The sequence below is a fragment of the Jannaschia donghaensis genome, assembly GCF_001403795.1.
GTDB classification, from domain to species: domain Bacteria; phylum Pseudomonadota; class Alphaproteobacteria; order Rhodobacterales; family Rhodobacteraceae; genus Jannaschia; species Jannaschia donghaensis.
Window position 1 is genome coordinate 1269769 of record NZ_CXSU01000012.1, and the last position, 24606, is coordinate 1294374.

26 protein-coding genes are annotated in these 24606 nt (G+C 66.0%); 15 read left to right on the forward strand and 11 right to left on the reverse strand.

The genetic code is table 11. From position 1 onward, the window contains the following. Positions 1-156: 156 nt before the first annotated feature. The 11 genes from JDO7802_RS15505 (at position 157) to grxD (ending at position 7156) form a co-directional block, all read left to right on the forward strand. Complete coding sequence (locus tag JDO7802_RS15505) at positions 157-855, forward strand: corrinoid protein (protein ID WP_055086837.1); 699 nt, start codon at positions 157-159, stop codon at positions 853-855. Positions 856-951: 96 nt separating this feature from the next. Continuing rightward, the gene (locus JDO7802_RS15510) at positions 952-1563 is read left to right on the forward strand and encodes a glutathione S-transferase family protein (protein WP_055086838.1); all 612 of its coding nucleotides are present in this window, start codon (positions 952-954) and stop codon (positions 1561-1563) included. Between the two features lie 110 nt (positions 1564-1673). Further along, positions 1674-1886 carry a hypothetical protein gene (locus JDO7802_RS15515; RefSeq protein WP_055086839.1) on the forward strand — a complete coding sequence of 71 codons (213 nt, stop codon included), beginning with the start codon at positions 1674-1676 and terminating at the stop codon, positions 1884-1886. Positions 1887-1894: 8 nt separating this feature from the next. Next, the gene (locus JDO7802_RS15520) at positions 1895-2215 is read left to right on the forward strand and encodes a YbjQ family protein (RefSeq protein ID WP_368730358.1); all 321 of its coding nucleotides are present in this window, start codon (positions 1895-1897) and stop codon (positions 2213-2215) included. Beyond that, positions 2212-2835 (forward strand): DUF1638 domain-containing protein, encoded by a 624-nt coding sequence (locus JDO7802_RS15525; RefSeq protein WP_055086840.1) that lies wholly within the window; start codon positions 2212-2214, stop codon positions 2833-2835. Before JDO7802_RS15520 ends, JDO7802_RS15525 begins: the two co-directional genes overlap by 4 nt. A gap of 280 nt (positions 2836-3115) precedes the next feature. Then, positions 3116-5275 carry a phosphoribosylformylglycinamidine synthase subunit PurL gene (gene purL, locus JDO7802_RS15530; protein ID WP_055086841.1) on the forward strand — a complete coding sequence of 720 codons (2160 nt, stop codon included), beginning with the start codon at positions 3116-3118 and terminating at the stop codon, positions 5273-5275. Positions 5276-5350: 75 nt separating this feature from the next. Then, positions 5351-5803, forward strand: coding sequence for a hypothetical protein (locus JDO7802_RS15535; protein ID WP_055086842.1), 453 nt, complete (start codon positions 5351-5353; stop codon positions 5801-5803). A gap of 4 nt (positions 5804-5807) precedes the next feature. Continuing rightward, a complete protein-coding gene (locus tag JDO7802_RS15540) occupies positions 5808-6242 on the forward strand; it encodes a hypothetical protein (RefSeq protein ID WP_055086843.1) in 435 nt (144 codons plus the stop codon). A gap of 29 nt (positions 6243-6271) precedes the next feature. Continuing rightward, positions 6272-6508: a BolA family protein gene (locus JDO7802_RS15545; protein WP_055086844.1), complete on the forward strand. Its 237-nt coding sequence runs from the start codon at positions 6272-6274 to the stop codon at positions 6506-6508. Between the two features lie 4 nt (positions 6509-6512). After that, positions 6513-6788 (forward strand): hypothetical protein, encoded by a 276-nt coding sequence (locus JDO7802_RS15550; protein WP_055086845.1) that lies wholly within the window; start codon positions 6513-6515, stop codon positions 6786-6788. Positions 6789-6793: 5 nt separating this feature from the next. Next, positions 6794-7156, forward strand: coding sequence for a Grx4 family monothiol glutaredoxin (gene grxD / locus JDO7802_RS15555; RefSeq protein WP_055087288.1), 363 nt, complete (start codon positions 6794-6796; stop codon positions 7154-7156). 66 nt (positions 7157-7222) lie between these two features. Here grxD and JDO7802_RS15560 read toward each other — a convergent pair whose 3' ends face one another. From JDO7802_RS15560 to JDO7802_RS15575, 4 genes are all read right to left on the reverse strand, one after another. Next, entirely contained in the window at positions 7223-7465 is a 243-nt protein-coding gene (locus tag JDO7802_RS15560; protein ID WP_055086846.1) for a hypothetical protein, read from the reverse strand. A 101-nt stretch (positions 7466-7566) separates the two neighbouring features. Further along, the gene (gene der / locus JDO7802_RS15565; protein ID WP_055086847.1) at positions 7567-9036 is read right to left on the reverse strand and encodes a ribosome biogenesis GTPase Der; all 1470 of its coding nucleotides are present in this window, start codon (positions 9034-9036) and stop codon (positions 7567-7569) included. A 60-nt stretch (positions 9037-9096) separates the two neighbouring features. After that, positions 9097-10410: an outer membrane protein assembly factor BamB family protein gene (locus tag JDO7802_RS15570; protein ID WP_055086848.1), complete on the reverse strand. Its 1314-nt coding sequence runs from the start codon at positions 10408-10410 to the stop codon at positions 9097-9099. 38 nt (positions 10411-10448) lie between these two features. Beyond that, the gene (locus tag JDO7802_RS15575; RefSeq protein WP_055086849.1) at positions 10449-11108 is read right to left on the reverse strand and encodes a hypothetical protein; all 660 of its coding nucleotides are present in this window, start codon (positions 11106-11108) and stop codon (positions 10449-10451) included. A gap of 218 nt (positions 11109-11326) precedes the next feature. Between JDO7802_RS15575 and JDO7802_RS15580 the strand changes: the two genes are divergently transcribed. From JDO7802_RS15580 to JDO7802_RS15590, 3 genes are all read left to right on the forward strand, one after another. Continuing rightward, positions 11327-12658 (forward strand): efflux RND transporter periplasmic adaptor subunit, encoded by a 1332-nt coding sequence (locus JDO7802_RS15580; RefSeq protein WP_055086850.1) that lies wholly within the window; start codon positions 11327-11329, stop codon positions 12656-12658. After that, positions 12655-16383 carry an efflux RND transporter permease subunit gene (locus tag JDO7802_RS15585; RefSeq protein WP_055086851.1) on the forward strand — a complete coding sequence of 1243 codons (3729 nt, stop codon included), beginning with the start codon at positions 12655-12657 and terminating at the stop codon, positions 16381-16383. The genes JDO7802_RS15580 and JDO7802_RS15585 overlap by 4 nt, the downstream gene beginning before the upstream one ends. A 510-nt stretch (positions 16384-16893) precedes the next feature. Then, positions 16894-17226 (forward strand): TfoX/Sxy family protein, encoded by a 333-nt coding sequence (locus tag JDO7802_RS15590; RefSeq protein WP_055086852.1) that lies wholly within the window; start codon positions 16894-16896, stop codon positions 17224-17226. A 64-nt stretch (positions 17227-17290) separates the two neighbouring features. Here JDO7802_RS15590 and JDO7802_RS15595 read toward each other — a convergent pair whose 3' ends face one another. The 6 genes from JDO7802_RS15595 to JDO7802_RS15620 all read right to left on the reverse strand — a co-directional run bounded on the left by JDO7802_RS15595 (position 17291) and on the right by JDO7802_RS15620 (position 23005). Further along, positions 17291-18424 (reverse strand): hypothetical protein, encoded by a 1134-nt coding sequence (locus JDO7802_RS15595; protein WP_055086853.1) that lies wholly within the window; start codon positions 18422-18424, stop codon positions 17291-17293. Positions 18425-18534: 110 nt separating this feature from the next. Then, on the reverse strand, positions 18535-19164 hold the full coding sequence (gene upp / locus JDO7802_RS15600; RefSeq protein WP_055086854.1) for a uracil phosphoribosyltransferase: 630 nt from the start codon (positions 19162-19164) through the stop codon (positions 18535-18537). Between the two features lies 1 nt (position 19165). Beyond that, entirely contained in the window at positions 19166-20134 is a 969-nt protein-coding gene (locus JDO7802_RS15605; RefSeq protein ID WP_055086855.1) for an adenosine deaminase, read from the reverse strand. Beyond that, on the reverse strand, positions 20131-21306 hold the full coding sequence (locus JDO7802_RS15610) for a phosphopentomutase (RefSeq protein ID WP_055086856.1): 1176 nt from the start codon (positions 21304-21306) through the stop codon (positions 20131-20133). Before JDO7802_RS15610 ends, JDO7802_RS15605 begins: the two co-directional genes overlap by 4 nt. Continuing rightward, complete coding sequence (locus JDO7802_RS15615) at positions 21303-22619, reverse strand: thymidine phosphorylase (protein WP_055086857.1); 1317 nt, start codon at positions 22617-22619, stop codon at positions 21303-21305. Before JDO7802_RS15615 ends, JDO7802_RS15610 begins: the two co-directional genes overlap by 4 nt. Beyond that, the gene (locus tag JDO7802_RS15620; RefSeq protein WP_055086858.1) at positions 22616-23005 is read right to left on the reverse strand and encodes a cytidine deaminase; all 390 of its coding nucleotides are present in this window, start codon (positions 23003-23005) and stop codon (positions 22616-22618) included. The genes JDO7802_RS15615 and JDO7802_RS15620 overlap by 4 nt, the downstream gene beginning before the upstream one ends. Before the next feature lie 161 nt (positions 23006-23166). On the opposite strand from JDO7802_RS15620, the gene JDO7802_RS15625 reads away from it, so the two are divergent. Continuing rightward, the gene (locus JDO7802_RS15625) at positions 23167-23640 is read left to right on the forward strand and encodes a YHS domain-containing (seleno)protein (RefSeq protein WP_055086859.1); all 474 of its coding nucleotides are present in this window, start codon (positions 23167-23169) and stop codon (positions 23638-23640) included. 49 nt (positions 23641-23689) lie between these two features. Here the strand turns inward: JDO7802_RS15625 and JDO7802_RS15630 are convergent. Continuing rightward, the coding region (locus JDO7802_RS15630; RefSeq protein WP_245624205.1) for an MBL fold metallo-hydrolase at positions 23690-24606 on the reverse strand (917 nt) is incomplete at its 5' end.

The window sequence follows — 24606 nt, forward strand, 5'->3', positions numbered from 1 at the left end:
CCCCCGAACGTGGTGAACGATATGAGAACATAAATAGAACATCGACGCCGAAATCGCAAGATCGGTCGCGCTGCATCCGCCCTATGTCGCTTTTTGCGCTGACCTCCGTCGGTCCCACGACCACATCTTGAAACACCACGTCCCCCCGGAGGCCCCATGTCCGACGAAGATGACATCATCCTGAAAGACCTGAACGACGAGGAACTCGTCGCGCAGATGTTCGACGACCTCTACGACGGCCTGCGCGAGGAGATCGAGGAGTCGGTGAACATCCTGCTGTCCCGCGACTGGCCCCCCTATCGCATCCTGACCGAGGCCCTGGTCGGCGGGATGACCATTGTGGGCCACGATTTCCGCGATGGCATCTTGTTCGTCCCCGAAGTCCTGCTGGCCGCCAATGCCATGAAAGGCGGCATGGCCATCCTGAAGCCGCTGCTGGCCGAGACGGGCGCGCCGCGCGTGGGCAAGATGGTGATCGGCACCGTCAAGGGCGACATCCACGACATCGGCAAGAACCTGGTGGGCATGATGATGGAGGGGGCCGGGTTCGAGGTGGTCGATATCGGCATCAACAACGCGGTCGAGAAATACATCGAAACGGCCAAGGCGGAGGGTGCAGACATCATCGGCATGTCGGCCCTGCTGACGACGACGATGCCTTACATGAAGGTCGTGATCGACACGCTGGTGGCCGAGGGCATCCGCGACGATTACATCGTTCTGGTCGGCGGTGCCCCCCTGAACGAAGAATTCGGCAAGGCCATCGGGGCCGACGCTTATTGCCGCGATGCCGCCGTGGCGGTCGAGACGGCGAAGGAATGGATGGCGCGCAAGCACAACCGGATGTCGGCGTGAGCCGCAGCGTCGGATCCGGATATTTGCGAAACGGAGAGGGGTCGGGTTTGTCCGGCCCCTCTTATCGTGCAGGATGACGGAAACCGGGAGAGCCTCATGACCCTGACCCTGCACCTTGCCTCCGGCACCATCGCCATGTGCGTCCACGCCGCGTTGGAGGAGACCGGGTTGGCGCATGATCTGGCCTGGGTGGATTTCGGGGCGGGCGCGCAGACGCAGGCCCCCTATCTTGCGGTGAACCCCAAGGGCCGCGTTCCGGCGCTGGTGATCGACGGAACGGTCGTGACCGAGGCCCCCGCCCTGATGGACTGGATCGCGGCGACGACGGGGCAATTGATGCCCGGCGACCCGCTTGCCGCGGCCCGGGTACGCGAGATGATGGGATATCTGTCCTCTACGGTTCATGTGAACCACGCCCACAAGATGCGCGGCCACCGCTGGACGGACGACGCGGGGGCGCAGGCCGCGCTGCGCGCGAAGGTCACGGCCAACATGACCGATTGCGCGGAATATCTGGAGAGCCGGTTACAAGGCGACTTCGTCGAAGCGGAGCTTTCGGTCGCGGACCTGTATCTGTGGAACGTGACGCGCTGGATGCCGGGAGACGGCGTGGCGATGGACGACTTTCCCAGGCTGCGGGCCCATCATGACCGGATCGCCGCGCGCCCCGCCGTCGGCCGCGTCACCACGCTCCACGAGGGGCGCTGAAGGTCGATCCGCTGACGGCTTCGTTAACCGCACGAGAAATCGGGGGATGTGAAAACCTTTGGTCCTGATGGGACTGCCCCCATATGAAGTGGCGACGCAAAGGAGATGTCATGCCCCTCGACCGTTTCGTCCTGATCCTTTTCATCGTGCTGATTGCCGCCGGCGCGACCATCTGGCTGGGCGCGATCATCGCCACCAGTTTTGCGGTGCCGTTCGGCGCAGTCGCCCTGCTGCCCGCGCTGTTGATCGGCTATGTCGTCTGGCGCGTCGTGGCCGATCGCATGGGCAATTCCGACGACGACCACTACGACAAGATGAAGTGAGGGCTGACATGGACATGATGCTGACCACGACCGAAACCGTACCGGGGCGCGAGATTGCCCATTGCATCGGGCTGGTGAAGGGATCGACCGTCCGCTCCAAGCATATCGGGTCGGACATCGTCGCGGGCCTGCGCAACATCGTCGGCGGGGAAGTGAAGGAATACGCGTCCCTTCTGACCGGCGCGCGGGAGCAGGCGATCGACCGCATGAAATCCGAGGCCCGCCTGCTGGGCGCGGACGCCGTAGTCGCCGTGCGGCTGGAGACGTCGACGATCACCCATGCCGCGTCCGAAGTCATGGCCTACGGCACGGCGGTGAAATTGGTGTGATCGACGACGACGCCTTGACGCGCGACGGCCTGGCGGCAGCCGGGGAAGGCCGCGTTCTGGTGTTGGCCTGCGGGGCGCTGGCCCATGAAATCCTGGCGATCAAGGCCCTGAACGCGCTGGATCATCTGGATCTGCAATGTCTGCCCGCAATTCTGCACAACCACCCCGATCGGATCGCCCCGGCGGTCGAAGCGGCGATTGCCGAACAAACGGGCCGCTATGCCCGCATCTTCGTGGCCTATGCCGATTGCGGAACGGGCGGCGAATTACAGGCCTGTTGCGCGCGGCTGGGCGTCGAAATGATTGCCGGGCCGCATTGCTACGCATTCTTCGACGGGATCGAGCGGTTCGCGGCGCGCGACGAAATCGACGCGTTCTATCTGACGGATTTCCTGGCCCGGCAATTCGACGCCTTCGTCACGCGGCCTCTGGGTCTGGACCGGCATCCGCAGCTGCGGGACACCTATTTCCGGCATTATTCCAAACTGGTGTATCTTTCGCAGACAGAAGATGCGGCGTTGTTGGCGCGGGCGCAAGACGCGGCGGCGGCGCTGGACCTGGCCTTCGAACATCGACCCACAGGATATGGCGATCTGGCCAGTTCGTTGAAGGGCCTTTGAAGGGGCGCGACTTTCGGGACGCGTCCCGGTTGTTTCGCGGATCATGAGAATTATTTACCTAAGGCACTCCGGCGGTCGCTCCCTCGTGACCGATCTGGGGGCCCGGTGGGTCAGATGTGCTTCGTGCGCGGTCCCCGTATCCCCCCGCACACCGCCGCGGAGGTTTTATATCTGGCCCACCTTTCCATTTCTGACACGATCCGACGTGCGACCGGCGCGCGGGACTTAACCTTCCCGGTGCATGCGGGTATGGAACCGCATCAACGCACCGAGGCGGCCCATGCAAGACCCTGACATCACCCCGGACCTGATCGCCGCCCACGGCCTGAGCGAGGCCGAATACGCCCGAATCCTGGAGATCATGGATCGGGAGCCGTCGTTCACCGAATTGGGCATCTTCTCGGCGATGTGGAACGAGCATTGCTCCTACAAATCCTCCAAGCTGCATCTGCGCAAGTTGCCGACGACAGGGCCGCAGGTGATCTGCGGGCCGGGCGAAAACGCCGGCGTCGTCGACATCGGCGACGGTCAGGCGGTCGTCTTCAAGATGGAGAGCCATAACCACCCCAGTTACATCGAACCCTATCAAGGGGCTGCGACCGGCGTGGGGGGCATCCTGCGCGATGTCTTCACCATGGGTGCCCGCCCCGTGGCGGCCATGAACGCGCTGTCTTTCGGTGACCCCTCGCACCCCAAGACGCGTCAGTTGGTGCATGGCGTGGTCGAGGGCGTGGGCGGCTATGGCAATTGCTTCGGCGTGCCGACGGTGGGCGGCGAAGTGCGCTTTCACGCCAGCTACAACGGCAACTGCCTGGTCAACGCTTTCGCCGCCGGGATCGCGGATGCGGATGCGATCTTCTACTCCGCCGCGTCCGGCGTGGGGCGTCCGGTCGTCTATCTGGGGGCCAAGACGGGTCGCGACGGCGTCGGAGGGGCCACGATGGCCAGCGCCGAGTTCGACGACACCATCGAGGAGAAGCGCCCCACGGTGCAGGTCGGCGATCCCTTCACCGAAAAGCGCCTGATGGAAGCCACGCTGGAGCTGATGGCCACCGGGGCCGTCGTGTCCATTCAGGACATGGGGGCCGCCGGCCTAACCTGTTCGGCGGTGGAGATGGGCGACAAGGGCGGCCTTGGCATCCGGCTTGACCTGGATCGCGTGCCCGTCCGCGAAGACGCGATGACCGCCTACGAAATGATGCTGTCGGAAAGCCAGGAACGGATGCTGATGGTCCTCGACCCGGCTTTGGAGGATGCGGCCCGGGCGGTGTTCGACAAATGGGATCTGGATTTCGCCATCGTGGGCGAAACCATCGCCGAAGACCGGTTCGAGATCGTCCACCGCGGCAAGACGGTGGCGGATCTGCCCCTGTCCACCCTCGCCTCCTCCGCCCCCGAATACGACCGCCCCTGGGTGCCGACCCCCGAGGCCGGCCCGTTGGCGCATGTGCCGGAGGTCGACGCGATCGACGGGTTGCGTGCCTTGGTGGGCAGCGTGAACTACTGCGCGCGCGACTGGGTGATCCGTCAGTACGACACGCAAGTGATGGGCGACACGGCCGTCCTGCCCGGTCTGGACGGCGGGATGATCCGGGTGCACGGCACGACCAAGGGCCTGGCGTTCACATCGGACGTGACGCCCCGTTACGTCAAGGCGAACCCGGTCGAAGGCGGCAAGCAAGCCGTGGCCGAAGCCTACCGCAATCTGGTGGCCAAGGGCGCGCGTCCCTTGGCGACGACTGACAACCTCAACTTCGGCAACCCCGAAAAGCCCGAGATCATGGGGCAGTTCGTCGGCGCACTCGACGGGATCGGGCAGGCCTGCCGCGCGCTCGACATGCCGATCGTGTCGGGCAACGTCTCGCTCTACAACGAAACCGACGGCACCGGCATCGACCCGACCCCGACGATCGGGGCCGTCGGTCTGATCGACGAAATCGGATCGCGGATCGCGGGCCCGGTGCGCGAAGGCATGATCGCGCTGCTTCTGGGGTCCGAAGGCACGCATCTGGGGTGCTCCGCCCTGTTGGCCGAACACCTGGGCCGCGGCGATGGCGATGCGCCCCCCGTCGATCTGGAGGCCGAGCGGCAGCACGGCGATTTCATCCTCGACAACCGCGCCTGGATCACCGCCTGCACCGACCTGTCGGACGGCGGTCTGGCGCTGGCGGCATTCACGCTGGCCGAGGATGCGGGTCTTGGCGTGACCCTGGATGTCGAAGGCACGGCGCAATTGTTCGGCGAGGATCAGGGCCGGTACCTTCTGGCCTGCACCTTCGACTGCGCCGAGGCGTTGATGGTGTCCGCGGGCCAGGCGAATGTTCTGCTGACGATGGTCGGGCAGTTCGGCGGAGACGTCGTCAAATTCGGCAAGGCCGAGGCGGCTCTGTCTGAAATCTCCTCACTCTATCGGTCGACCTTCGAGACGGCCTTCGCCTGACGGGTCGCCCCGGCTGCACGCGATCTGCACGATTTCACCGCGATCCCTGCGCAGGGCGGATGCGATGACTGCCTTATGGCACATCGCATCTCCCTCCCCGTCTTCGCCCTGACCTACCTTCCCGCCACCATGCTGGCAGCGGGGTGCACGACCTTCGCCCTGTTCGCTTTTTCAATCGCGACGCGCATGGCCGCCCCGATCTGCGGCCTGCCCCTTGTGGCGGGTGGTGTCGTCGCCTGCACCTTCGTCCTGTCCGGCCTGCCGATGCTGTCGATGGGCATCGCGGCCTGCGGATCGCGGCGTGTTGGGGGTGCGCCGATCTGGGGCGGCCTCATGGTGATCGGCGTCATGACCCTTCGCGCGACCGGCGGCTGCGTCGGCGTCTTGCCCCAAGCTGCACCCGCGCCCGAGATGGTTCTTGCCCTGCCGGTCGCCTTTGCCACGGTGTCCTTCGCCGTCTTCCTGCGCGGGGTATGGCGGCTGACACGACCCACGGGCCCCGCGACCATATCGTCTTTCGGGGCATAAGCTGATGAAGTGGCGCGGCCTCGTCTTCCTTCTCGTGTTTGCGGTCGTCTATCCCCTGCTTGCCCTTTTGACGGTGCAGATCGCCATCTGGGTCGCTTGGGAAGCCGTCTTTGTGCCACGTATTCAGGCCGTAGAAACCTTTGTCCTGCCGCTGCTGGTGGCGGGCGCGGGCGGGGTGGGCGGCTTGCCGCTGGTGGTGCTGGGCCGGTGGGCGACAGGGTCGTGGCGCGTTGCGGCCGCCCCGTCGGCGATCGTGGTGGCACTTCTACTTGGCCTGGCGGCCGTTGCCGGCATCCCCGGCCTTGAGCGTCTGAAACCCGAAAACGATGTGCTGAAAATTCTCCTCGCCTTCTCGGTCGCGTTCCTGGCCATGGCGGCATGCGTTTGGGTGTCGGCGTTGTACCGTCTCCTCCTTGCCCTGCGCCGCGGCGACGCCTAGCTAGGGACTGCGAACAACGGAGTGCGCCGATGGCCATGCAAGCCCACGAGATCGAGGCCCTGTTGCGGGCCGAATTCCCCGACGCCCAGATCGAAGTTTCGGGCGACGACGGGGTGCATATGGCTGCCGTCGTCGTCGACGCCTCCTTCGCGGGGATGAGCCGCGTCAAGCAGCACAAGGCTGTCTATGCCGCCTTGCGGGGTAAGATGGACGGTGCACAGGGCGAGTTGCACGCGCTTGCCTTGACCACCCGCGCGCCGGAGTGACGCGGTGACGAGCCTGTCCGCATGGCTGGCCGGGTTCATCGCACTGATCCTTTTGGGGCGGGCGATCTGGATCCTGCGTGCGGAAGCGCGGGATGAAGATGCAGGCCGGCCCCGTGGCATCCCGCCCGGCAAGGGGTATACGCAGATCGAGAGCGACTATTCGTCGGGCGTGGGGGGCGGCAACCAGCTGACCACCCGCGTGCCGCAGGATCCACAGGAATACGCCCGCGCCTTCGTGCCCAGACGCGCCGGCAAGCACACGACAGAAAATCAGGAGTGACCGATATGGCCGATGCCAAGACCCAGATCGACGAGATGGTGAAATCGCAGGACGTCGTCCTGTTCATGAAGGGCACCAAGGCGATGCCCCAATGCGGCTTTTCCAGCAAGGTGGCCGGTGTCCTCAACTACATGGGGGTCGAGTTCAAGGACGTGAATGTCCTGGCCGACGACGGCATCCGGCAGGGTATCAAGGAATATTCGGACTGGCCCACCATTCCCCAGCTTTATGTGAAAGGGGAGTTCGTGGGCGGCTGCGACATCATCACCGAGATGACACTGTCGGGCGAGCTGGACACGATGCTGGCCGAAAACGGTGTCAGCTTCGACAAGGACGCCGCCGAGAAAATCCGCGAAGCCAACGCCTGATTGCCAACGACAAAAAGGCGCGCAGTCCGATCGGGAGGCGCGCCTTTTTCCAATTCAGTCAATCGTCTACGGATTTACGGTCGGTTCAGCCTCCGGATCCTCGGCGGATGCGAAACGGTCGCAAAAATCGAAGCAGATTATGTCGTTGCGCGACAATTCTACCTGAAGCTCGGTCGAACTGGTCCGAAATCCTTCGCCTAGCAAAATCGCCACGCCCAGACCGAGCCCGACGAGGGTCGCGGTCAGCACCACCCAATCGACAGTCACGGCACCGTCTTCGGCATGGAGGAATGAACTGATCGCAAGCATGGGAAACCCCCGGAATTCGTTAAGTTGACCCCGTCAGACCACCCCGATGCGGCAGAAATAAGGAGCCAGCCACATAAACCGGGGAGAATTTGCGGCGCGGTTCAGTCCTTGCGACGCCCCAGCGTATGCTTGCGCAGACGCGACGCCTCGGGCCGCTTGCGTCCCTTGTAGGGGTTCGCATCCCCCTGTCCGCGCATATGCAGGCGGATCGGGGTGCCCGGCATGTCGAAATCCACCCGCATCCCGTTGACCAGATACCGCGAATAGCTTTCGGGCATCAGATCGGGGTGCGAGCACATGACGACGAAGCCCGGCGGACGCGTCTTGACCTGTGTGGCATAGCGCAGACGGATACGTTTGCCCTGCGGCGCGGGGGGCGGATGCTGCTCCAGCATTCCAGCCAACCAACGGTTGAGCGCGGCCGTCGGCACGCGGCGGTTCCAGGTGGCATGGGCGCGCAGGATGGCCTCCTGCAGACGGTCCATGCCGCGGCCCGTCTTGGCGGAAACGGTCACGAGGGGGGCACCGCGCAGCTGCGGCAAAAGACGCTCGAACTGTTCCTTGAGCTCGGCCAGCTTCTCCTGTCGGTTTTCCTCCAGGTCCCATTTGTTGACGGCGACGACGACCGCACGGCCCTCGCGCTCCGCCAGATCGGCAATCCGAAGGTCCTGGGTCTCGAAGGGAATGTCGGCATCCAGCAGAACGACGACCACTTCGGCGAATTTGACCGCGCGCAATCCGTCGCTGACCGACAACTTCTCCAGCTTCTCGACCACCTTGGCGCGCTTGCGCATGCCTGCGGTGTCGAACAGCCGTGTCGGCACGCCATCCCAATTGAAGTTGACGGAGATGGAATCGCGCGTGATCCCCGCTTCCGGCCCGGTCAGAAGACGTTCCTGCCCGATGATCTGGTTGATCAGCGTGGACTTGCCCGCATTCGGGCGACCGACGACCGCGATCTTGAGGGGGCGTCTCTCGGTCGGGGCCCAGTCGGCCTCGGTCTCGCCGTCGTCTTCGGACACGGAGACGTCGAAATCGGCTTCATCCATCTCCTCGTCGTTGGCGTCTTCCTTGGCGGCCGCCTCGATCAGCGGGCGCAGGATGACCGAAAGCTCCGCCATCCCCTCCCCGTGTTCGGCCGACAGGCCAAGCGGGTCGCCAAGACCCAGAGAATACGCCTCCAGAAAACCGGACTCGGCCGCGCGACCCTCGGCCTTGTTGGCCGCCAGAATCACCGTGCCGCCCTTCTTGCGCAGGATTTCGGCAAAGACCTGATCGGTCGGCGTGATTCCAACGCGCGCATCCACGATGAACAGCGCGGCATCCGCCAGATCGACGGCGCGTTCGGTCAGGCGGCGCATCCGACCCTGAAGGCTATCGTCCGTCGCCTCTTCCAGACCGGCGGTGTCGAGCACGGTGAACTTCAGATCGCCCAGCCGCGCCGCCCCTTCGCGCAGATCGCGCGTCACGCCGGGCTGGTCGTCGACCAGCGCCAGCTTCTTGCCGACCAGACGGTTGAAGAGCGTGGACTTGCCCACATTGGGCCGTCCGACGATGGCGAGGGTGAACATGGTGTTCTCCGAAATGACAGGGACGCGCCCTACCCCAAGCCGTGCCCCGTGACCAGAGGCTTAGCGGAAGGCGTTGAGCGTGCCCTTGCGACCGACGACATACATCGCGTCACCGAAGGCGATCGGACGCGATGCGGCCCCGCCCGGGATCTCGACACTGGCCGTCAGGGCCCCGTTTTGCGGATCGAACCCGCGCAAGGCACCGTCGGACGACGCCACCCACAACCGCCCACCGGCCAGGACCGGGCCATAATGGGCATAGATACCTTGCCGGCGTTTCAGACGCGCGTTGCGATAGAATGGCAGGTCGCTGCGCCACAGCACATCGCCCGTCGCCGCATCCAGCCGCAACAGCTGCGCCCGGTCGGACACGGCGAAGACCGATCCGCCCGCGACGGCAAGCGGCGACACGGCCCCTTCGTCGGCGGTCCATTCGCGGGTGCCCGACGATGCGGTCAGCGCTACCATCCGCCCGGCGGACGTTCCCGCATAAACCGTGCCACCCGACACGACTGGATCGCCGGTGATGTCGCCCACGTCATTATAGGCGACGCCGCGCCGCCTGCCCGAAACGGAGCTGCCCCAAACGCGAATGCCCGACTGGCGCAACGCCGCCAGGATTTCAGAGGATCCGAAGGGGAACAGGACCGCGCGTTCGGTAATCGCGGGCGACGGGGCGGTTGCGGTGACGGCACGGGCATCGGCGGCCGGCAAATCCCACAGGATCCGGCCGGTGCCCGCGTCGATCGCCCAGGCGCGGCTGTCGCGGCTGACTACATAGACGATGCCGCCCGCCACCTTGGGCGTGGTGATCGGCGCGTCCAAACGCTGCACCCAACGTTCGCCCCCCGTCGCCGCGTCCAGCGCGTGCAATTCGCCGAAGCCGGTGGACACGAAAACCGTGCCGCCCACGACCGCAAGGCCGCCGCCGGACGCGTCGCCCGCCTGTTCAAAACCCGGCACAAGGCTGCGTGACCAAAGGGTCGCGCCGTTCAGGCCGGTCGCCGCGACGCCCGACAGCGCGTCCATCGTGAACAACCGGCTGCCGTCAGACACGGGATCGGCGGTGATACGCTGCCGGCGGGTATCGCCCGCGCCTATGTTCGCCGACCACAGCAGGGATGGGGCGCTCGACAGCGTGGCATGCCCAGGATCGTTGGACGCCGTTCCGACCCGCATCGGCCAGTCCGGCAATCGGCGCGCGGCCGGAAGCGATATGCCAGGCGCCTGCGTCGGGGCGGTCGCGTTGGCGATCACGCCGACCCCGCCGCTGTCGCGCACGGGAAGACGTTCCCCGGGCAGGAAAACCTCTTCGTCACCGCATCCGGCAAGGACGATCGTCGCGCATACCAACAGGCCTGCAAATGATTTCATCGTCCCGCCCTCACATTCCGTCAGTCGCCTGTGCCGGTTCAAACCGGTTCGACGTCCGCGCCCAGCGCGACAATCAACTGCTGTGCGCGTTGACGCAAGCCTTGCGTCGTCTGCGCATCTTCCAGCAGCGCGCGCAGCAGGGTCACCGCCGTCGCGACGTCGCCCGCCGCAACCGCCATGAGAGCCTGCTGTTCGACGGCGAGCGTGCGAAACGGTGCCCCCGGCGCGCTCAGCTCCTCCAGGATCAGGCCATCGCGGGCCGCGTCGCCGGTGCCGCCCGCCAGCATCGCCTTGAGCAAAGCAAGGTGACGGTAGGTGGCGGGAATATCGACGGCGTCAGCCAAGGTCAGAAGCTCGGCCCGCGCGGCGTCCGCGTCGGCCCCCTCCCCGTTCAGCGCTGCCGTGGCGCGCAGCAAAGACAGGATCGCCCGCTGATCGGCATCCGACGGCTCCACCTGCGAAAGGGCCGCGCGGCGGGCGTCCATATCCTCGCCCTGCAGGGCCGTCAGCAATTCGTCGCCAAACGCCTGCGCCGATGCTTCGGCCCTCGATTTCGACCATTCGCTATAGGCCGCGCCACCGACGATCACCGCGACGGCCAGAATCGCGACCCAGCCCCAGCGGCGCATCAGCCCGTAAAGGCGATCGCGGCGCACCTCTTCGCTGACTTCGTCGATAAAGCTTTCGGGGTTGGACATGCGCACGGCTCCTGCGGGTTTCGCGCGTTCTAGCGCAGGCTCCGGCAGGGGCCAACCCGCAAACACCGCCACCGCAGGGCCGCTGTGCATTCGCGCAAGGTACGAAATCGGCCCAGGCCCTTGTCCGTGCCGCACTGCCGCACTAAAACTGAACCAATCGGTTTACTCGCCTGCAGGGAGGAGTCGATACATGCTCTTTGCTGCCTGAAAGGCTCGCCATGCGCCTCCTCCCGATCGTGACTGCCGTGCTGGTCTGCGTTGCCCTTTTCTTCGTGGTCCTGCAACGCGAGGCGCTGTTCCGGTTCGCGTCCGATGTCACCACCGAAGGCGAGGCCCCGCCCGTTATCGAAAATGCGGCGGAAACGGCGTCTGCGCCCGTGGCCATCAACGACCCCGCGGGCGGTGCGGCCGCGCAGGCGATCAACGTCGTGGCGATCCGGTCGGTCGCAATGGACGTGGCCAACGGCGTCAGGGTCCGGGGCGAATCCGAAGCCGCCCGCGAAGTGACCGTCATGGCCGAAACGACCGGGGCCGTCATGTCCGAGCCGATCCGCAAAGGCAGTTTCGTGGAGGCCGGACAATTGCTGTGTGAGCTGTCGCCCGGCACGCGTCGCGCCAGCCTGGCCGAAGCGGAGGCGGGCCTGGCCGAAGCGCGCGCCCGCGTGCCCGAGGCCGAGGCCCGCTTTCCCGAAACCGAAGCCCGCATCGCCGAGGCCGAATCCCGCATTGCAGAAGCTCGTCTGAACCAGACTGCGGCCAGCCGCCTGTCCGAAGGCGGCTTCGCCTCCGAGACGCGGGTCGCCAACGCAGACGCCGCATTCAGCTCCGCCCGCGCGGCGCTGGTGGCGGCGACGACCGGGCTGGAAACCGTCAGCGCCGGGATCGAAGCCGCCAAGGCCGGCGTGCAGGCCGCCGAAGCGGCGGTGGAACGCGCCCGGCTCGAAATCGACTATCTGACCATCGAGGCACCCTTTGCCGGCCTGTTGGAGACGGACACCGCCGAACTGGGTGCCTTGCTGAGTTCGCAGGGCGGGAACGCCGCCTGTGCCACCATCGTGCAGTTGGATCCGATCAAGCTGGTCGGGTACTTGCCCGAAGCGCAGGTCGACAGCGTATCCGTCGGCAGCCCCGCAGCCGCCCGTCTGGCATCGGGCCAGGAAGTGACCGGAAAGGTGACATTCCTCAGCCGGTCCGCCGATCCCACCACGCGCACCTTCCGCGTCGAGGTTTCGGTCCCCAACGCGGACCTTGCCATCCGGGACGGTCAAAGCACGGAAATCGGCATCGAAACAGATCCAATCCGCGCTCATTTGGTGCCGGCCTCCGCGCTGACGCTGAATGACGATGGCAAGCTGGGCCTGCGCCTGGCGGTCGACGGCGCGGCGGCCTGGTCTTCGGTGCAGTTGATCCGGGACACGCCCGACGGCGTGCTGGTGACCGGCCTCCCGCAGGAGGCGGATATCATCACCGTCGGGCAGGAATACGTCACCGACGGCGTCCCCCTGCGCGTGACCTATGCCGAAGAGCAGAAGGCGGAGGTGGGCCAATGACCGGTTTGGTCGACTGGGCCGCCAAACGCGCGCGGATGGTCGTGGCCTTCGTGGTCCTGTCGATCATCGCGGGCACCGCGGCCTATATCTCCCTTCCCAAGGAAGGCGAGCCGGACATCGACATCCCCGGCATCATCGTCGCCGTCCCTTTTCCCGGCATCAGCGCATCCGATTCCGAGAAGCTACTGATCAAGCCGATGGAGACCAAGCTCAAGGAGCTGGACGGGCTGAAGTCCATGACGGCCACGGCCTCCGAAAACTTCGCCGGCGTATTTCTCGAATTCGAGTTCGGCTGGGACAAGTCCGCCACCATCGCCGACGTGCGCGACAAGATGGGACAGGCGGAATCGGAGTTTCCAGACGGGGCCGAGCAATACACCATTGACGAGATCAACTTCTCGGAGTTTCCAATCCTTATCGTCTCGCTGGCCGGATCCGCGCCCGAGCGCACGCTGCTGCGACTGGCATCCAACCTGCAGGAGCGGCTGGAAGGCATGCCCGCGATTCTGGAGGCGGGACTGGCCGGTCACCGCGACGAAATGCTGGAGGTCATCATCGACCCGCTGGCGCTCGAATCCTATAATGTCACCGCCGGAGAGTTGATCAACACGGTGACGCAGAACAACCTGCTGGTGGCGACCGGATCGGTGGAAACCGCATCGGGGGCCTTCCCGGTCAAGATCCCCGGCTCATTCGACGAGCCGCAGGACATCTACGACCTGCCGGTCAAGACCGACGGCGACCGCGTCATCACGCTGGGCGATCTGGCGCAGATCAACCTGACGTTCGAGGACCGGGAGGGCACCGCCCGCTACAACGGCGAGACGACGGTCGCGCTGCAGGTGGTCAAGCGCAAGGGCTTCAACATCATCGAGACTGCGCAACTGGTGCGCGAGGAAATCGACGCGGAGGTCGCGACCTGGCCGGCAGAATTGCGCCAATCCGTCACCGTGACGACCGCGCTGGACCAATCGCGAACCGTCCGGTCCATGGTCTCCCAACTCGAAGGGTCGGTTCTGACCGCGATCGCGTTGGTGATGATCGTCGTGTTGGCGACGTTGGGCACACGCTCCGCCTTGCTGGTGGGATTCGCCATTCCGACGTCCTTCCTCCTGTCGTTCGCGATCATGGCGGTGATGGGGATCACCATCTCCAACATCGTGATGTTCGGCCTGATCCTGGCCGTCGGCATGCTGGTCGACGGGGCGATCGTGGTGGTCGAATACGCGGACAAACGGATCGCGCAGGGCACCGGCCCGATGCAGGCCTTCACCGAGGCCGCAAAGCGCATGTTCTGGCCCGTCATCTCGTCGACGGCGACGACGCTCTGCGCGTTCCTGCCGATGCTGTTCTGGCCCGGCGTTCCGGGCGAATTCATGGGCAACCTTCCCGTCACCCTGATCTTCGTGCTGTCGGCATCGCTGGTGGTGGCGCTTGTGTATCTGCCGGTTCTGGGCGGCGTCGCAGGGCGGATTTCACGGGCCTTCGAGGGGGGCTCCAACTGGCTGCGCGGGCTGTTTCCCTGGATCGTGCGCGCCGCCCTTGCCGCCGCCTCGGCCTGGCTGATGATCGTCGCGATCTTGCAGACGCTCAACCCGCTCTACCTGTTGCCCGAAGGCGTACCGCTTGCCGGATTTCTCGGGCCAGTCCTGTTTCTGGTGGCGTCCGGCGCGCTGTCGACGACCCTGGGGTCGGTGACGTTCCAGCGGCGGCAACGTCGCGTCCGCTCGGGCTATCGACGCAGCGCTTTCGGCCACGTCATCAACCTGATCGTCGGCAATCCGCTGGGCCCGATCGCGGCCGTCCTCGTGGTCGGTTTCTCGGTCGTTTCGGTGTTCACCTATTTCGGGAACAACAACAACGGTGTCGAATTCTTCGTCGAAAGCGAGCTGGAGCAGGCGAACGTCTTCGTGCGGGCCCGCGGCAACCTGTCGATCGAGGAAAAAGACGCGCTGCTGCGGCAGGCCGAGCGTATCGTCCTGAATACGCCCGGCATCGACTCGGCCTTCGCCTTCGCGGGCGAGGGTGGCCTGTCGTCCGGCGGCCCCGGTGCCGCCGGCGGTCCCCGCGACACCATCGGTCAGATACAGATCGAGATGGTCCCATGGGAGGATCGCCCCACCGTCTCGGAGCCGCTGTTCGACATCTTCGGCATCACGGTCAACAAATCCGTCGTGGACCCCGCCTTCGACGGCGATGCCATCGCCGATACGCTTCTGGCGAACCTGCGCGAATTGCCCGGCATCAAGGTCGATCTGTCCGCGCAGGACCGGGGTCCCGCGCAGGGCAAGCCCGTGCAACTGCGTCTGAAGGGTGAAAACTGGGAGGACTTGCAGGCCGCGACCCGCGACATGGCGGCGCGGATCGGTGCGCTCGACGGGATGATCGACCTGGAAGATACGCTCCCCCTGCCCGGCATCGACTGGGAAATCGACGTGGACGTCGAAAAGGCGGGCCGGTTCGGGGCCGACGTCGCGACCGTCGGCGCGATGGTGCAGATGGTCACGCGTGGCATCCTGCTCGACACGATGCGCGTGGAGTCGTCGGACGACGAGATCGACATCCGTATCCGCCTGCCCGAGGACGACCGCGTGCTATCCACGCTGGACACGCTGAAGGTGCGAACGAACGAAGGCCTGGTCCCGCTGGACAATTTCATCACCCGCCAGCCGGTCCCCCGCCTAGCACAGATCGACCGCGTCGATGGCGAGCGATTCTTCGACATCAAAGCGGACGTGCGCGAAGGCTTGGTGAAGCTGGTGAATGCCGAGGGCGAAACGCAGGCCATTGTTCCCGAAGCCGATGCCGAAGGTAGCGACCTAACGGCGATCCCGGTGAATCCGAACGAACGGATCGAAACAATCGGCGCGCTTTTGACCGACAACCCCGACATCCTGCCCGCGTCCGTCCAATGGGAATGGACCGGCGATCAGGAAGAGCAGGCCGAATCCGGGGCCTTCCTGATGAAGGCCTTCGCCGGCGCGCTGGGCCTGATGTTCATCATTCTGCTGGCGCAGTTCAATTCGATCTACAACTCGGTGCTGGTGTTGCTGGCGGTGGTGCTGTCGACGACGGGCGTCCTGATCGGGATGCTGGTCATGGATCAGGCCTTCTCGATCATCATGACGGGCACCGGCATCGTCGCGCTGGCCGGCATTGTGGTGAACAACAACATCGTCCTGATCGACACCTACCAGGAATATTCACAGTACATGCCCAAGCTGGAGGCGATCACCCGCACGGCCGAAGATCGCATCCGTCCGGTCCTTTTGACGACGCTGACCACGATGGCCGGTCTTGCGCCCATGATGTTCGGCCTGTCGTTCAACTTCATCGGCGGGGGATATTCCATCGGCTCCCCCACGGCATTGTGGTGGATCCAACTGGCGACGGCGGTGGTCTGGGGCCTGGGTATCGCGACGGTCCTGACCCTGATGTTCACGCCCGCAATGCTGGCCGGACGGGTGTGGGCCACGGTCTATGTCATCGCGTTCGCCCGGCTTCTGGGTCGGATGGGCGTCGGACGGGGCAGCCGCGCCGCCGAGGATTGGGCCCTGCGCCGGCAGGCCAAGCGCGTGCGCATGCCGGTGCTGCTGTGGTCGGACGATCAGACCGACGGCACGGCCGAGCCGGAGCTGCCGATGGAGATGCCGCGCACCGCAGACGCCCAGGCGGAGCCCGCCGAGAGCGACCGGCCCCACCCCCCGCTGCGAGCGGCGGAATAGGGTCGCGCGTGCCGGGCGGACAGCAATCCGGCTCCGTCGGTTTCGAGAAAGCCGTTTTGTTGTGCGAAGCGCTTTTGCTTCGCGCGCAAATTGCAGCCTGTACCGGCTCAGCCACGTTTTTTCACAATTCCAAGTTGTTTCTGCATGTGCATCGTTGACCACGCCGCAGTGCAGCTTATCTCTGGATTATCGGACGGCAGCGGGTCTTCCTCCTCCCTGATCTGCGCCGGCCTTACGGAAAGCGGCCCTGTTCTTCCTCCTCCCTGAGCAGGGCCGCATTTCGGACAATATCTCGACAAAAGAAAATCATCGTTTCCGGGCAGGCTACAGGTCTCCCTCTCCTCCCCCGGAGCAAACCGATGATCCACGCGACCCCCACGCCGTCACCCGTCAACGCCCAACCCCCGGTCAAGCAGAAGCCGCGCCCCGCGCCGGTCCGTTTCACCGACTGGGCCGCGATCTGAGGCACCAACTCTGGACGCAGCCCGTCCCATCCGCTTGATTGCGGGAATGGACGATGATGCCCCCCTGTCGACCCTGCGCAACCTCGGTCCAGCGATGGAGCGTGCGTTTGCCGCCGTCGATATCGTCACGGTCGGACAGCTGCGCGATCTGGGGGCCGACGCCGCCTATGGGCGCCTTCTGGCGGCAGGCACCCGCCCGCATTTCATCGGATACTATGTGTTGGAAATGGCGCTGCAGGGGCGACCTTGGAACGACTGCAAGGGCGAAGAAAAGAAGGCGCTTCGCGGTCGCTTCGACGCGCTGAAGGTCAGGAACGTCGACACCGACCGCGTTGCCTTCGAAGCGATGATGAATGCCATCGGCGTCATCGAACGCTGACCGGGACCCCACGCGAAAGGCCGCCGTGTTTCCACGGCGGCCCGTCCTGATTGCCAGTGCAGCCCTAGCGGCTGACGTAAATCACGCGCCGTTGCCGGCGCGGCGTTTCATTCGTCCAGACCGCCTGGGACTGGTAATCCCCCTCAAGCGTGCGCGGCCCCCGGTGGGGGTTCAGCCGACCATCGTCGAATGCGGCGCGGTACCCGCTGGGCGGCGTGCCGACGTCGAATGTCGTGCGCGCGGCGGGAACGATGACCGTCCGGGGCGCGCCACGGGTCGAGGCCGTCGTCACCGTCGTTGCGTCCGTTTCGATGGCCGAGCGTTGTTGCAACGACCAATTCGCGTCCCCGCCGCATTGCGTCGCGCCCTGCAGATAGCGTGACGACAGCTCGGATGCGCCCGCGCATCCCTGCGCCGGGACGGGTGCCGTGCTGCGACGGTTCGGACTGGGCGCTGCCGGGTTGACGCGAACGGCCCCTGCCGGCGGCGATACGAAAGCGACAGCCGGCGCGCGCTGGCCACGAACGGCCCGGCGCGGCGTCGATGGGGCCGTGGCCACCACCGGCGCAAAGGTCGTGATCGCGGCCGGCGCGCTGGCCGCACGTCCCTGTAGCGCGGCGGCGCAGGCGGGCGTGTTGCGCAGATAGCGGGCGGACAATTCAGACGCCCCGCATCCCGGCGGGATCGGCAGCGCGGCGACCCGGGGCGCGGCGGTGCGCACGGCCTGCTGCACGGGGCGCGGTGCGGCCGGGCGTGGGGCCTGGGCTACCCGACGCGGGGCGGTCGCATTGATCGCGGGTGTTGCGCGCGGCGCGTCTTCGACGATTTCGCGCGGGGCGGCGGCTGCGGGGGCCCGTGGTATGACCGGCGATGCCGTCTGAACCGTGGCGGCCGGCGCGGCGGCCGCAGGCTCAGGTGCGGGTGCCCTCGGGACGGCGGCGGTCGCGGCGGGGCGGGACACGGGCTGACCGCAGACGACGGTGCGGTCGCGGTTCACCCGCGGCACCCAGCGTGTCGCGCCATCTACACCGGCGCGCACGAAAACGCACCCCCGGCTGTCGACGTATTGCGCGGCGGTAAAGCTTTCGGGCGGAATTTCCGCCGGACCGGGCGTGTTGCGCACGGTTCTCTGCGCTTCGGCCATGGTGCCCGCCGCGATCAGGGCGCAGGTCGCCAGCCCCAGCGTCAGGTCGCGCATCCTCGTCTTCCGCCACAGCCCCATGTCATCCCCTCCGCCGGTACAATCACTGCCCGGAACCTTGCCCGTCGCCTGCTGCCAAGTAAAGCGACGGATGCGGGCGATACACTTCATTTCGTACCGAACATCCGGTCACCCGCATCCCCTAGTCCGGGAACGATGTAACCCTTGTCGTTCAACCGCTCGTCCACTGCCGCCGTCACGATAGGCACATCCGGGTGCGCCTCCTTCATGCGGGCGATGCCTTCCGGCGCGGCCAACAGACATAGGAAGCGGATGTCCTTCGCCCCCTTCGTCTTGAGCAGATCGATCGCCGCGACCGATGAATTGCCCGTCGCCAGCATCGGGTCGACCGCGATGACCAACCGCTCGTCCAGCTGATCCGGGGCCTTGAAGTAATACTGCACCGGCTCCAGCGTCTCCTCGTCGCGGTAAAGACCGACGAAGCCGACGCGGGCCGACGGCACCAATTCCAGGATCCCGTCCAGCAATCCGTTGCCCGCCCGCAGGATGGACACCAACGCCATCTTGCGTCCCGCAAGGACAGGCGCGTCCATGGACTGCATCGGTGTCTCGATCGCGCGGGTCGTCATGGGAAGTTCCCGCGTCACCTCATAGGCCAGAAGCTGGCTGATCTCGCGCAGCAGCTGACGGAACACGGCCGTCGACGTCTCCTTGTCGCGCATCAGGCTCAACTTGTGTTGAACCAGCGGGTGTTTGACGTGGGTCAGGTGGTCCATCTCAGGCCTCCAGTTGTCGAATGATATCGGCACGCGTGTCCGCGTCGCAGAACGCCGCGCGCGACGCCGTCAGGTTGATGTCGCGGAAGGTTTCGGCGTCCCAGCCATGGGCCGACGCCAGCGCGTCGTATTCTTGCGTCAACGTCGTATGGAAAAACGGCGGGTCATCGGTCGATACGCAGAAAGGGACACCTGCCGTTCTAATGGTATCAATGGGATGCGCACCGACGTTCGGATAGACGCCCAAGGCGACATTGGATCCGGGGCAGATTTCCAGATGGACCGATTCCTCGGCCAGGCGCGACATCAGATCCGCGTCCTCGGTCGCGCGGACGCCGTGGCCAATCCGGGTCACATTCAGATGGTCTAGCGTTTCGCGTACGGAAGTCGGCCCGCCGAATTCGCCCGCGTGCGATGTCAGGCCCAACCCGGCCTCTCCGGCTTGGGCGAATGCGGGGGCGAAATCGGCTGCGCGGTGCATCCCCTCGTTCCCGCCCATGCCGAACCCTGTCACGAAGACGCCCGCAGTTTCAGCCGCGCAGCGGGCGGTTTCGCGCGCCGCGTCCGGACCGAAATGGCGAATGCAGGTGACGATGGCGCGCATGTCGATCCCGTCAACGGCCGAAGCGGCCTCCGCGATCGCGGCCAAATAGTCGCGCCAGGCGGACAGGTCGCGCCCGCCGCAGAAATCGGGGCTGATGAAGCACTCGGTGTAGATGACGCCTTCGGCCCGCGATTGTTCCAGCACGGCGGTGGTCAGGCGGGCGAAATCCTCGGGCGATTTCAGAACTTCGGTCGCGGCCTCATAGACTTTAAGAAAGCCCTCGAAGTCATTGTAAACATAAGCACCCTTGTCGTCGAACACGCCGTCGAGCGCGATGCCCTTCTCGGCCCCAAGCTTGCGGATGAAGGCCGGCGGCGCGGCCCCTTCCAGATGCAGGTGTAGTTCCAGTTTCGGTGCGTGTGTCATAGGAAGCTCTGCCCCGGACCGACGGTGGGAACGCCCAGGTGGGCGCAGATGCTGGCGGCGACATCGGCAAAGGCGACCTGCCCCGCCTCGCCCGATGCGCCCGCCACCAGCACCGGCACCCGTTCGCGGGTGTGGTCCGTGCCGCGCCACGTCGGATCGTTTCCGTGGTCGGCGGTGAAGATCATCACGTCGCCGTCGCGCATCGCATTCAGGATTGGCGGCAGGCCGGCGTCGAACCACTCCAGATGCGCGGCGTAGCCCGCCGGGTCGCGGCGGTGGCCATAGACGCTGTCGAATTCGACGAAGTTTGCAAAGGTCAGGCTGCCATCGGGCATGTCGCGCACGGCCGTGGCAAGATCATCCATCAGCTTGATATCCTTGCCCTTCACGCTGGTGTCGATACCGCGCATGGAGAAGATGTCCCCGATCTTGCCGATCGCGTGGACCCGGCGACCGGCGGTTTGCACCACATCACACAGCGTGTCTTTGGGCGGCAGGATCGCGAAGTCGCGGCGATTTGCCGTCCGCTCCCACGGTCCGTCGCCGACGAAGGGGCGTGCGATGACCCGGCCCACGCGCATGTCGTGGAGCATGGCGGCCATATCGCGACAAAGCTCGATCAGCCGGTCGAGGCCGAAATGCGTCTCGTGCGCGGCGATTTGAAACACGCTGTCGACAGAGGTATAGCAGATCGGCCAGCCGGTGCGGATATGCGCCTCGGCCTCCTCCTCGATGATGAGGGTGCCGCTCGAATGTCGATTGCCCAAGATGCTGTCCGTTCCGGCCAGCCGCATCACCTCCGCCACGACCTCGGGCGGAAAGCAGGGCTGCGTCTGCGGGAAATAATGCCAGTCGAAGGGCACCGGCAGACCGGCCAGTTCCCAATGTCCCGACGGCGTATCCTTGCCATTGGACACTTCGGTCGCCGCCCCCCACAGACCCGTGGGTGTCGCATCTAGACCGGGGGTCGGATCGCCAGATGCCAGACGAACGGCCGCGCCCAGACCAAGATTATCGAGATTAGGCAATTTCAACGGCCCCGATGCGCGGCTTTCGGCACAATACTGTGCGATATGTGCAAGCGTATTCGCGCCCGCATCGCCGAAATCGGCGGCATCCGGTGCGCCGCCACAGCCGACGGAGTCCAGAACGACAAGGAAGGCTCGGGTCATCGCAACGTCTCCTGCACCAGGGTCGGGGAGGTGACCGCGCCGCCCTTCATGACGATGGCATGGGCCACGCGTTCCGCCGCCTCTGCCGCGTCGTCGCTGTCGGCGGCGTGAACGCGGGCCAGCGGCTGGCCTTCGGTGACCACGGCCCCCAGCTGCGCGATGTGGCTGATGCCGACGGTGACGTCGATGCGATCATCCTCGCGCCGTCGTCCACCGCCCAGATCGACGACGATTTCACCAAGCGCACGGGTGTCGATGCGCCCCACGACCCCAGGCCGATCGGCGCGCAGTTCGGCGACGACCGGGGCCGCGGGCAAACGGTCGCGCCAGCGGTCGGGGAAGTCGTTGGGCCCGCCCTGCGCCGCAACCATGCGGCCGAACACCTCTGCGGCGGCCCCCGAGGTCAGCGCGGCTGCGATGCGGGCCGCACCGTCATTCGCGTCCGACACCAGACCCCCCAGCGCCAGCGCCTCCCCGCCCAATGCCTTGGTCAATGCAATCAGGCGGGTGGAGCGGCGCCCGTTCGGTTCGGTCAACGCCTCCATCGCCGCGATAACCTCCAGCGCGTTGCCCGCACTGGTCGCCGCCGGCTGGGACATGTCGGTCAGGATGGCGGAAGTCATGACGCCGTTGGCCTGCGCCGTCTCGACCAGGGCCTGCGCCAGGGCCCGCGCCGCCGTCGGATTGGCCATGAACGCGCCGGACCCGGTCTTGACGTCCAGGACCAATGCCTCGGGTCCTTCGGCCAGTTTCTTCGACAGGATCGACGCGACGATCAGGTCCAGGCTCTCGACAGTGCCGGTTACGTCGCGCACCCCATAAAGCCGGCGGTCGGCGGGGGCGATGTCGCCGGTGGCCCCCACGATCGCACAGCCGACGCGGGACACGATGGACTGCAGCTCATCGGTCTGCATTTCCGTGCGGAACCCCGGGATCGACGACAATTTGTCCAGCGTGCCGCCCGTGTGCCCCAGACCCCGCCCCGAGATCATCGGAACATAGGCCCCGCAGGCGGCCAGCGCGGGGGCCAGCACCAGCGACACGCAATCGCCGACGCCGCCGGTCGAATGCTTGTCGACGACGGGGCCGGGCAGATCCCATTGCAGCACGTCGCCGCCGTCGCGCATCGCACGGGTCAGCGCGGCGCGGCCCTCGGGCGTCAGCGGCGCGTGGCAGATCCCCATGGCGAATGCGCCGGCCTGCGCGTCCGATACGGTGCCTTCGGCCAGACCGTCGGCGAAATCGGTCAGGGCCTCGGGCGACAGAACCTCGCCGCGGCGCAGGCGACCCAGCGTGTCGCGCGGGCCGGTCAAGCCATGAACCCGGCGTCGAACTTGCCGGGCAAAAGGGCCGCGATCGTCGTCGCCTGTTCGGCCCCGTCCACCGTGGCCATCGTCACCGGCACATCGCCTGCGCCGAATTCCGCCAGCTTCTGCCGGCATCCACCGCAGCAGGGCACGGGGGCCGGCGATCTGGCGACGACATAGACTTCGGTCAGCCGTGTCTCGCCGGCGGCGATCATGGCCGCGATGGCCCCGGCCTCGGCACAGGTCCCTTCGGGATAGGCCACGTTTTCGACATTGCACCCGGCATAGATGCGGCCCGACACGGCCCGGATCGCGGCCCCCACCTTGAAGTTGGAGTAGGGCGCATGGGCGTTTTCGCGCACGGACAGGGCAGCATCGCGCAGATCGGACATGGAGGAACCCCCTTCGGCAGAAAGTCCCCCTGATTGGCCCCCGGTCCGCCGGGATGCAAGCCCGGATGCGCGTCACGCGGCGCTGTCGCAAGCGTGAGCGGGCTTGATTGGCATGTGTGCCCGACGGTGCCCATATCCGCCGCAACACGAAAGGATGTCCGATGGATCGACGAACCCTGCTTCTGGGCGGTGCGGCCGCCCTGACCACCTCGGCCGCGGCGGCAAGCCTGCTGCTGCCGCGCACCCTGACCCCCGCGCTGACCTTCACGCGCGACGGTCTGGCGATCGGCGGCACCGACCCCGTCGCTTATTGGACCCACGCCCGGCCCATCGGCGGCGATCCGGCGCATACCCACGTCTGGGCGAATGCCACGTGGCGTTTCATCACTGCGCGCAATCGCGATGACTTCGCCGCCGATCCAACGGCCTTCGCCCCGGCCTATGGCGGATTCTGCGCCTGGGCCGTCGCCGCCAAGGGCGCGCTGTTTCCGACACATCCCGACAATTGGGCCATCGTGGACGACCGCCTGTATCTGAACTTCGACGATGCGGTGCAGGCGACGTGGGACACGGACCGACCCGGCTTCATCCGTCAGGCAGATCTCCGATGGCCGCGGATCGTGGCCGATATCTGAGACGAAAAAGGGGGCCGAAACCCGGCCCCCTTCCAGTTCGATCCGGGGATCAGAGCATCAGCTGATAGCTCTCGGGCACCCAGCGGAACCCGTCTTCGCGGGTGTCGACATAACCCATGGCCGGGAACGGCATGTGATAGCCCAGCATCGGCATCTTTTCGGAGGCGAGCATTTCCAACACTCGGCGACGGGTTGCAGCCGCGGCTTCCTTGTCCATGTCGAAGCGGACTTCCCAATCGGGATGGGCCAGCGACCAGACGTAGTGGTTGGTCATGTCGGTCGTGATCAGCATCGACTTGTCGCCCGACGACAGCATGAAGCCCAGCATACCCGGCGTGTGACCGAACATCGCCTGCGACGTCACCCCGGGGGCCACATCCGCACCGTCTTCGATGAACGAAAACTGCTCCGACAGCGGTTTCACGTTGGCGTTGAAGCCATCGTTCGCGTTTTCGGACCAGTAATCGTATTCCTTCTGCCCGGCGATGTGTTCGGCGTTGGCGAACGTCGGCTTCCCGTCCGTTACCAGGCCGCCGATGTGGTCGCCGTGCATGTGGGTGATAATGACGTGGGTGATGTCGCCCGGCTCCTTGCCGGCGGCGGCCAGCGCGTCGGTCATGCCGCCTGGGTTCAGGCCGGTGTCGAATAGGATCGTGGCTTCGCCCGTCTCCACCATCGTCGGCGTAAAGAAGAACTGGGAACTGTCGGTCGGGATAAAGGCCTCGGCGCTGGCTTCGGCGAAGGTTTCCGCATCGACATTCATGCCGAAGGTTTCCTGCTGGTCACCCTCGCGGCCCGTGGTGCCGGCCAAAAGCGCGGTAACGGTCATGTCGCCCAGCGTGATGCCACGGGCGCGCGGCTGTGTCGGGCCCGTACCGGAATGGCCGTCGGCGCGGACGGCACCGGCCGTTCCCAGTGTGGCAAGGGCAGGCAGGGCGGCAGCGGCACCAAGTGCGGCGCGGCGGG

Coding starts and splice junctions, on each gene's coding strand:
- JDO7802_RS15505 (WP_055086837.1), top strand. CDS start 157: ATGTCCGACGAAGATGACATCATCCTGAAAGACCTGAACGACGAGGAA.
- JDO7802_RS15510 (WP_055086838.1), top strand. CDS start 952: ATGACCCTGACCCTGCACCTTGCCTCCGGCACCATCGCCATGTGCGTC.
- JDO7802_RS15515 (WP_055086839.1), top strand. CDS start 1,674: ATGCCCCTCGACCGTTTCGTCCTGATCCTTTTCATCGTGCTGATTGCC.
- JDO7802_RS15520 (WP_368730358.1), top strand. CDS start 1,895: ATGGACATGATGCTGACCACGACCGAAACCGTACCGGGGCGCGAGATT.
- purL (WP_055086841.1), top strand. CDS start 3,116: ATGCAAGACCCTGACATCACCCCGGACCTGATCGCCGCCCACGGCCTG.
- JDO7802_RS15535 (WP_055086842.1), top strand. CDS start 5,351: ATGGCACATCGCATCTCCCTCCCCGTCTTCGCCCTGACCTACCTTCCC.
- JDO7802_RS15540 (WP_055086843.1), top strand. CDS start 5,808: ATGAAGTGGCGCGGCCTCGTCTTCCTTCTCGTGTTTGCGGTCGTCTAT.
- JDO7802_RS15545 (WP_055086844.1), top strand. CDS start 6,272: ATGGCCATGCAAGCCCACGAGATCGAGGCCCTGTTGCGGGCCGAATTC.
- grxD (WP_055087288.1), top strand. CDS start 6,794: ATGGCCGATGCCAAGACCCAGATCGACGAGATGGTGAAATCGCAGGAC.
- JDO7802_RS15560 (WP_055086846.1), bottom strand. CDS start 7,465: ATGCTTGCGATCAGTTCATTCCTCCATGCCGAAGACGGTGCCGTGACT.
- der (WP_055086847.1), bottom strand. CDS start 9,036: ATGTTCACCCTCGCCATCGTCGGACGGCCCAATGTGGGCAAGTCCACG.
- JDO7802_RS15570 (WP_055086848.1), bottom strand. CDS start 10,410: ATGAAATCATTTGCAGGCCTGTTGGTATGCGCGACGATCGTCCTTGCC.
- JDO7802_RS15575 (WP_055086849.1), bottom strand. CDS start 11,108: ATGTCCAACCCCGAAAGCTTTATCGACGAAGTCAGCGAAGAGGTGCGC.
- JDO7802_RS15580 (WP_055086850.1), top strand. CDS start 11,327: ATGCGCCTCCTCCCGATCGTGACTGCCGTGCTGGTCTGCGTTGCCCTT.
- JDO7802_RS15585 (WP_055086851.1), top strand. CDS start 12,655: ATGACCGGTTTGGTCGACTGGGCCGCCAAACGCGCGCGGATGGTCGTG.
- JDO7802_RS15590 (WP_055086852.1), top strand. CDS start 16,894: ATGGACGATGATGCCCCCCTGTCGACCCTGCGCAACCTCGGTCCAGCG.
- JDO7802_RS15595 (WP_055086853.1), bottom strand. CDS start 18,424: ATGCGCGACCTGACGCTGGGGCTGGCGACCTGCGCCCTGATCGCGGCG.
- upp (WP_055086854.1), bottom strand. CDS start 19,164: ATGGACCACCTGACCCACGTCAAACACCCGCTGGTTCAACACAAGTTG.
- JDO7802_RS15605 (WP_055086855.1), bottom strand. CDS start 20,134: ATGACACACGCACCGAAACTGGAACTACACCTGCATCTGGAAGGGGCC.
- JDO7802_RS15610 (WP_055086856.1), bottom strand. CDS start 21,306: ATGACCCGAGCCTTCCTTGTCGTTCTGGACTCCGTCGGCTGTGGCGGC.
- JDO7802_RS15620 (WP_055086858.1), bottom strand. CDS start 23,005: ATGTCCGATCTGCGCGATGCTGCCCTGTCCGTGCGCGAAAACGCCCAT.
- JDO7802_RS15625 (WP_055086859.1), top strand. CDS start 23,167: ATGGATCGACGAACCCTGCTTCTGGGCGGTGCGGCCGCCCTGACCACC.